Source organism: Streptomyces sp. yr375, assembly GCF_900110755.1.
Taxonomy (GTDB): domain Bacteria; phylum Actinomycetota; class Actinomycetes; order Streptomycetales; family Streptomycetaceae; genus Streptomyces.
The window spans coordinates 1-6,445 of record NZ_FOFF01000095.1; the positions used below are offsets into that span (position 1 = coordinate 1).

8 protein-coding genes are annotated in these 6,445 nt (G+C 68.2%); 4 read left to right on the forward strand and 4 right to left on the reverse strand.

The genetic code is table 11. The features are described from left to right. The 3 genes from BMZ82_RS38725 to BMZ82_RS38735 form a co-directional block, all read left to right on the forward strand. Positions 1-593, forward strand: a 593-nt coding sequence (locus BMZ82_RS38725; protein ID WP_371271368.1) for a replication initiator, incomplete at its 5' end; no start/stop codon positions are given. Beyond that, positions 590-778 carry a helix-turn-helix domain-containing protein gene (locus BMZ82_RS38730; protein WP_093782072.1) on the forward strand — a complete coding sequence of 63 codons (189 nt, stop codon included), beginning with the start codon at positions 590-592 and terminating at the stop codon, positions 776-778. The genes BMZ82_RS38725 and BMZ82_RS38730, both read left to right, overlap by 4 nt. Continuing rightward, positions 778-2,088, forward strand: a complete 1,311-nt coding sequence (locus BMZ82_RS38735) for a tyrosine-type recombinase/integrase (RefSeq protein WP_093782073.1) — start codon at positions 778-780, stop codon at positions 2,086-2,088. Before BMZ82_RS38730 ends, BMZ82_RS38735 begins: the two co-directional genes overlap by 1 nt. Before the next feature lie 222 nt (positions 2,089-2,310). Here the strand turns inward: BMZ82_RS38735 and BMZ82_RS40505 are convergent, their stop codons facing one another. The 4 genes from BMZ82_RS40505 to BMZ82_RS38750 all read right to left on the reverse strand — a co-directional run bounded on the left by BMZ82_RS40505 (position 2,311) and on the right by BMZ82_RS38750 (position 5,004). Further along, positions 2,311-2,700: a hypothetical protein gene (locus BMZ82_RS40505; protein ID WP_143099015.1), complete on the reverse strand. Its 390-nt coding sequence runs from the start codon at positions 2,698-2,700 to the stop codon at positions 2,311-2,313. Positions 2,701-3,310: 610 nt separating this feature from the next. Continuing rightward, entirely contained in the window at positions 3,311-3,715 is a 405-nt protein-coding gene (locus BMZ82_RS38740) for a type II toxin-antitoxin system VapC family toxin (RefSeq protein ID WP_045562922.1), read from the reverse strand. Between the two features lie 9 nt (positions 3,716-3,724). Next, positions 3,725-3,922 (reverse strand): hypothetical protein, encoded by a 198-nt coding sequence (locus BMZ82_RS38745; RefSeq protein WP_093782074.1) that lies wholly within the window; start codon positions 3,920-3,922, stop codon positions 3,725-3,727. Positions 3,923-4,551: 629 nt separating this feature from the next. Further along, on the reverse strand, positions 4,552-5,004 hold the full coding sequence (locus BMZ82_RS38750) for a GntR family transcriptional regulator (RefSeq protein ID WP_256252355.1): 453 nt from the start codon (positions 5,002-5,004) through the stop codon (positions 4,552-4,554). A gap of 296 nt (positions 5,005-5,300) precedes the next feature. Between BMZ82_RS38750 and BMZ82_RS38755 the strand changes: the two genes are divergently transcribed. Further along, positions 5,301-6,445 (forward strand): replication initiator (locus BMZ82_RS38755; RefSeq protein WP_093782075.1); only part of this gene is annotated, 1,145 nt, incomplete at its 3' end.

Here is a 6,445-nt window from a genome sequence, read left to right on the forward strand (position 1 = left end):
GCACCCTCGACCGCCGCCTCCGACTCCTCGCCGAACTCGCCACCCACGACATCACCGACCACGCCCGCCGCATGATCCACACCGCCTGGCACCTCTCCACCCGACCCCAGCATGCCCACCTCCGCCTACGCCATTGGGCCCACATGCTCGGCTTCCGCGGCCACTACTCCACCACCCTCACCCACCTCCGCACCGAACGCACCACCTGGCGAACCAACCGACCCGACACCCAGACCCCCGCGTCGGCGTCGGCTCAGACGCAGGCCAGTCAAACGGACGGCAGTCCGGTCGGTGACCGAGCCGAACACCCCACTGACCTGGCCACCGGTCGCCCCAACATCGCCGGTCAGCACGTGGACTCGGACACCACGCTGGTCATCTCCCACTGGCAGTACACCGGAACCGGCCTCCTGCCCGAACACGAGCATCTCGCCGACCTCCTGACCGCGACACGGCAGACCCGACCCGAGCAACCGACCCGAACCCGGCACTCAGAACGCTCAGGTGACCGCGCCGGTCACTCCGCCGGTCACCCGGTCGGTCACTCCACTCACCGTGTGAGCGGTGCTGTCGGGGCGGGGGCCGTCGCGTGACCGCCGGCACCGAACTCCTCACCGTCCCCCAGGTCATGGAACGCCTCCAACTCGGCCGCACCGCCGTCTACGACCTCCTCCGCACCCACCAACTCGCCTCCCTCACCCTCGGCCGCGCCCGCCGCATCCCCACCCACGCCCTCACCGACTTCATCCACACCCGCCTCGACCAGGAAGCTTCCTGATGACCACACCCCGAGACACCCCCGCCTCCCGCCGCGTTCGCGCCAACGGCGACGGAACCGTCTACCAACGCAAGGACAACCGCTGGGAAGCCGCCGGATACGTCCTCGCCCCCGGCAACACCCGCAAGCGCATCCGCGTTTACGGCACCACCAGGAAGGAGGCCCTGTCCAAGCTCACCGAGAAGATCGCCGCCAGCAACCGCGGCCTCCCTGCGCCCTCCGCGCGGGGCAGCCTGGCCGCGTACCTGACGTACTGGCTGGAGAACGGCGCCGTCCACCACCTCCGCGAGAACACCCACACCCGCTACACCGCCGTCACCCGCCTCTACCTCATCCCCGGCCTGGGCAAGAAGAAGCTCACCAAGCTCACCGCCAAGGACGTCCGAACCTGGCTCAACCAGCTCCGCACCACCTGCCAGTGCTGCACCCGAGGCCTCGACACTGCCCGCGACCAGCCCCTCTGCTGCGCCGCCGGAAACTGCTGCTCCAAGCGGCTCTCACCGCTGACCCTGACCTACCTCCACTCCGTACTCAAGTCCGCCCTGGAGCACGCGGTACGCGAGGAGGAGATCCCGCGCAACGTCGCCCGCAACGTCCGCACCGGCACACCCCGGCCCCGCCGCTTCGAACCCCTCACCGCCGAGGAAGCCCGCGAGTTCCTGGCCGCCGCCAGCGGTCACCGATTGCAGCCGCTGTTCGAACTCGCCCTGCACACCGGACTCCGCAAGGGCGAACTCCTCGGTCTGCGCTGGGAAGACCTCGACCTCGCCGGCGGAACCGCCAGCATCCGCCGCACACTTCAGCGCACCAGCACCGGCGGACTCACCACGCTGCCCACCAAGACCCGAGCCTCCGAACGCCGCATCGCCCTCCCCACCCGCTGCGTCCAGTCCCTGAAGCTTCACCGCGAGCAGCAGCAGCGCGAACGGGAGGCCGCAGGCACCACGTGCCAGCACAGTAGGCACGTGTTCACCACCACGCAGGGCAGCCCGATCGACCCGACCAACCTCACCCGCACCTTCACCACGCTCCTACGCAACGCCGGCCTCCGCCGCATCCGCTTCCACGACGTCCGCCACTCCACCGCCACCCTGCTTCTCGAACAGGGCGTCGAACTCGTCGTCATCAAGGAACTCCTCGGCCACGCCCACATCGCGGTGACCGCGACGGTGTACGCGCACGTCCGGCTCCGCCTCCAGCGTGACGCCATCGACCTCCTCGGCAACGCTTTTGATGGCCCTGCCAACGACGGGTCAACCCACGACGACGACGGCGACGACCCACCGCCGTGCGGAGCCACCGTCCACTGACGTTGCCGTCAACTACTGCCGTCACCCACCGCAGAAGCCCGGCCAGGACGCATCTGACGGGGCTTCAACTTTGCTAATGCTATCCAGCGCGAGGGTTGCAGAATCGGGGTGTGAGGCTACGCCTCACCCGCCAGTCAACATTCGAATGGTGCGATCTCTGATAGTTCGAATTGGATCACTTCAACCCTCAGGCCACTTTCGACAGCATCGTGACTCCAGTAGCTACGTTTCGCTGGCGCCTTCCGGCCAGTCGGCGCGACTCGGCGGCCTGACTAGAGAGCCAATCACAGAATCGGCAGATTCATTTACCAGGAGAATTATCCTCCACCCACCGCCTCGCACGGCGAGTACTCCAACCGATTCTTTGGCCTCGCTCAATGCATCAAAGAACCCGCTCCAGCCGAAACTCCCCTCACGAAATTCTTTGATCGACTCATATCGATCGCGATACGTAGGTCCGAGCGTGGCAGCAGACCCCATCCCGATGGCAACACCCTCTTCAAGGTCGCCAATGATCACCTCAAGGGTCTCACGGGGAACCATCCTTATCGCCTCACAGCTAGATGTGAGAATGGCTTCTGAAATTCTCTCTTTTGCGACTTTGAGCAGCATGAAGATCCTCCCTACCTAACCGATTCCAGCACCAGGCCATACGGCCCGCGGAGTCCCACTCATCTCACCCTGGATGATGACCTCGCGCTCACCTCTAAGGTCTGGATCCCCCCAAGGTTCATCGTTTGGGTGAACATGAGATCTGCCAGCAGGAATGGTTCCCTTGAGGACTACTCCATTTCCACCACCTCTTGTAGCAGCCCTAAGTGCAGCCGCTTCCGAGGTCGTCCAACTCGTATAGTCACTATCAGTTAGACCAAGGTGGTGCATCTCAGGTGTGGAATCTCCACCGCGTGGCCGCGCAATTCCCTCAACTGCATCGTCAAACGCAGGATTCAGCTCGCCAGTCTCGCCGCTGATCTCTGAGACTCCTCGATAAACAGTGGTGCCGCCGTTGCAATTGTGTACCAGGACCGGAGTGCCGCCCGCCAGCACATAGTACGTGTGCTACGCACCCCCTCCCCACCTGCGTCTTCGCAGGTCAACGACGGTTTGACAGTCTCCCAGCGTGCGTAGTTGTGCGCTGATGTCCGTGGTTGTTGCCGTCACCGCTGCCGTCAGAGGACTAGACCATTGCGCGTCCGGCGGCTGCCGGCGTCGCACTGGCGGGCTATTCGGTGCCGAGGATGCGCAGGCCGTGGTGGGTCCTGAAGTCCTCGTAGTCCTTGAGGTTGAGCGTGGCCAGCGGCAGGTCATAGGTGAGGCAGCACGCGGCGATCCACATGTCGTTGATCGGGCGGGGGCGTCCGCGCTGGATGCCCGCGGCCGACAGTCGGCCCCACATCGCCGCGACGGGTTCGTCGCCGGGAAGGATCGGGATGCCGGAGAGCCAGTCGGCCAGTTCCTGGCGGCTGCGGGTGCCCCAGTGCCGGATCTCGGTCCACTTGGTCAGCTCACCGAAGGTGACGAAGGTGATCAGTGGCTTCCGGCCGATCAGGCGGGTGGCCAGCGGACCGGTGAGCTTGCGCTTGTGGGTCAGCGAGGCAACGTCGGTGTCGAGGATGACGGGCTGCACGGCGGCGGCTCAGGCCACGTCGCGGTGGCGCTCGGCGTACGTGAAGGCCAGGAACTCCTCCAGCTCCTCATCCGACTCGAAAGTGTCGGCGGCGAGGTCGTCCAGGGAGCGGATCGGCTGGGTGTTCTTGGCCGCGAGCAGTTCCTCGACCGACAGGCGGGGCCTGATCGGCGGGTAGGCGGGGTGGTCCGCGTCGGGTGTGCTCATCGGGACCTCCACCGGGGCATGCGGGCTGACAGAGCTCAGCATACGGGGCGGAACTCCCGGGGACACCGGGCTTTCACCCGTCCGTACCGCCACCCGAACAGCCGTCCGTCCGACGCCCCGGGGTGGTCGGTGCTCATAAGGAAGGCTCCCGGCTCGCCAGTGGCGTAGTCGGTGACCGGTGGGCGCTGTACCTGTCCTGGCTGGCCGTGGCCTACGCGGATGCGGATCTGCCGAGGAGGGGACTGCCGAGAGGGCCGACCGCCGGGAGCACTGTTCCCCGCCGCAGACGGGGCCGGCCACCGCCCTCGGTGAGCCCCGTGCGACGCACGCGAGGGTCGGCCCCCTGGCCGGTCCTACGCCCGCGATCCGACCGTAGGACGGTCACAGGCGACAACTTGCTGTGCGATGCTGAAGGCCTCCACGCCCACAACTTGCTCCCGGTCGCACCAGGTTGAGTCCCGCTCGCGCCTTGGTCCGGCCGCCCGCTGGCACCCAGGACGGGCCTCGGCTGCTCGCCCGACGGTGGGTCAGTCGGCGATGTTCGGCCGGTTCAGACGGACAGGGCCCGCCTTGAACCTCGTAGAGAAAATCTGAACGCACCGCCCTTACCAGCGTCCCGGCACGGCGGGTCAGCGGCCCCGCTTGCCGCCGCCCGACTCCAGGGCCTCGACGCGGCCACGAAGGTCGGCAATCTGCTGAGCAGCCTCGGTCAGTGCCCGTTCCAACGCCTCGACGCGGGCCGTTGTCCCGCCGACGGGTGCGGTCGCATCCGGGCCGTCGAGGTCGTCAGCGTCGTCGGCGGCGTGGTCGTGGTGGGCGACGAAGGCGCCCTTGCCGGGGCGGGAGACCGCCCACCCCTCCTGCTTCAACAGGGCCATGGCCTTCTGCACGGTCAGGCTCGCCGCCCCGAACTCCCGCATCAACACGGCCTGCGTCGGCAACGCGTCCCCCGGCCGCAACCCGCCCGAGCGAATCCGCTCACGCAAGACCTCGGCGATCACCTCGAACGTCAGCGGCACCCCGGCGCCCGCCGGCCTCCGCCCCCGCCGCCCCACCACCACGCCGGCCACCCCCGCTTCCACGCCCTCTACCAGCGAAATCCGGCCCGTCCAAACCGGGAAACCGGCCCCACACTACCCGCGTCCCACCACCCACAAGAAAGGAATCAGGAGGGATGCACTTGAATGCGCCGGTGAGGCGATGTTAACGTCCCACACCCGCCGGTGATCACCACCGCGCCCCGCCGACCAGTCCCCTGGTCTGGCCCTCGCGCCCAGCTTCGAGGCGCCCCGTTCCCCTGTGAGCCGATCGCTTCGGCCTGCCCACGTCACCCCGCGCCGTACCGCTTCCGCGCTCCCGCCGAAAGGCCCCTTTCCGCATGTCCGCACAACTCCAACTCCCGTACCCCGCGACCGTTCCAGCCGCCTCGCATCCGTCGTCGGCGTTCACGACACCGACCTGCCCAGCGGACGCCACCGCCTCGGCGGTAGGGCGGTCGGCGCTGGAGCGCCGCGCCAGGCTCACCGCCAAGCTGGCGAAGCTCGCCGCCACCGGCCAACTCGCACCCCTCACACGGCAGATAGCCGGACTCGGCGGCTGCGCGCACCCGATCCGGCTGACCGGGCACCGCACCCACCTCGACACCGCGACCGGCGAGATCCTCAACCACTTCGACTCCGATCAGCTCCCGGCGGGCGAACTGCTGGTTCGCTGCGGCAACCGCCGCGCCACCCGCTGCCCCGCCTGCTCCACCGTCTACCGCTACGACACCTACCAACTCATCGCCGCCGGCCTGCGCGGCGGCAAGACCGTCCCCACCAGCGTGGCCGCGCACCCGCGCGTGTTCACCACCCTCACCACGCCCGGCTTCGGCCCCGTCCACAACCAGCCCGACACCGGCCGCTGCCCCTGCGGCCACACCCACCCCGACAACGACCGGTTGCTGGGCACCCCGCTCGACCCCGAGCGGTACGACTACATGGGCGCGGTGCTGTGGAACGCGCACGCCCCGGCCCTGTGGGCCCGCTTCACCACCCACCTACGCCGCGAGATCGCCAAGGCCGCCGGTCTCACCCAGCGCACGCTGCGGCACCACGCCACCCTCTCCTACGCCAAGGTCGCCGAGTACCAAAAACGCGGCCAGGTCCACTTCCACGCCGTCATCCGCCTCGACGGACCCACCGGCCCCACCAGCACCCCGCCCGCCTGGGCCACCACCCAACTCCTCGACCACGCCGTCCGCACCGCCGCCACACGCACCCGCGTCCACCACGAGGGCGAACCGCCGAAGCAACCGCAGCCCGCGGGTCACATCCCCGCGTCCCAGCCCCAAGACTCAGAGCGAGCTGGGCGGTTGGTGTTCCGGTTCGGGCGACAGATCGACGTCCGCGCGATCCGCGGCACCGACTTCACCGAAGGTGGCCCCGTCACCGAGCGGCACGTCGCCGCCTACATCGCCAAGTACGCCACCAAAGGAGCCGAGACCACCACCGGCACCCTCGACCGCCGCCTCCGACTCCTCGC

Coding starts and splice junctions, on each gene's coding strand:
- BMZ82_RS38735 (WP_093782073.1), top strand. CDS start 778: ATGACCACACCCCGAGACACCCCCGCCTCCCGCCGCGTTCGCGCCAAC.
- BMZ82_RS40505 (WP_143099015.1), bottom strand. CDS start 2,700: ATGCTGCTCAAAGTCGCAAAAGAGAGAATTTCAGAAGCCATTCTCACA.
- BMZ82_RS38745 (WP_093782074.1), bottom strand. CDS start 3,922: ATGAGCACACCCGACGCGGACCACCCCGCCTACCCGCCGATCAGGCCC.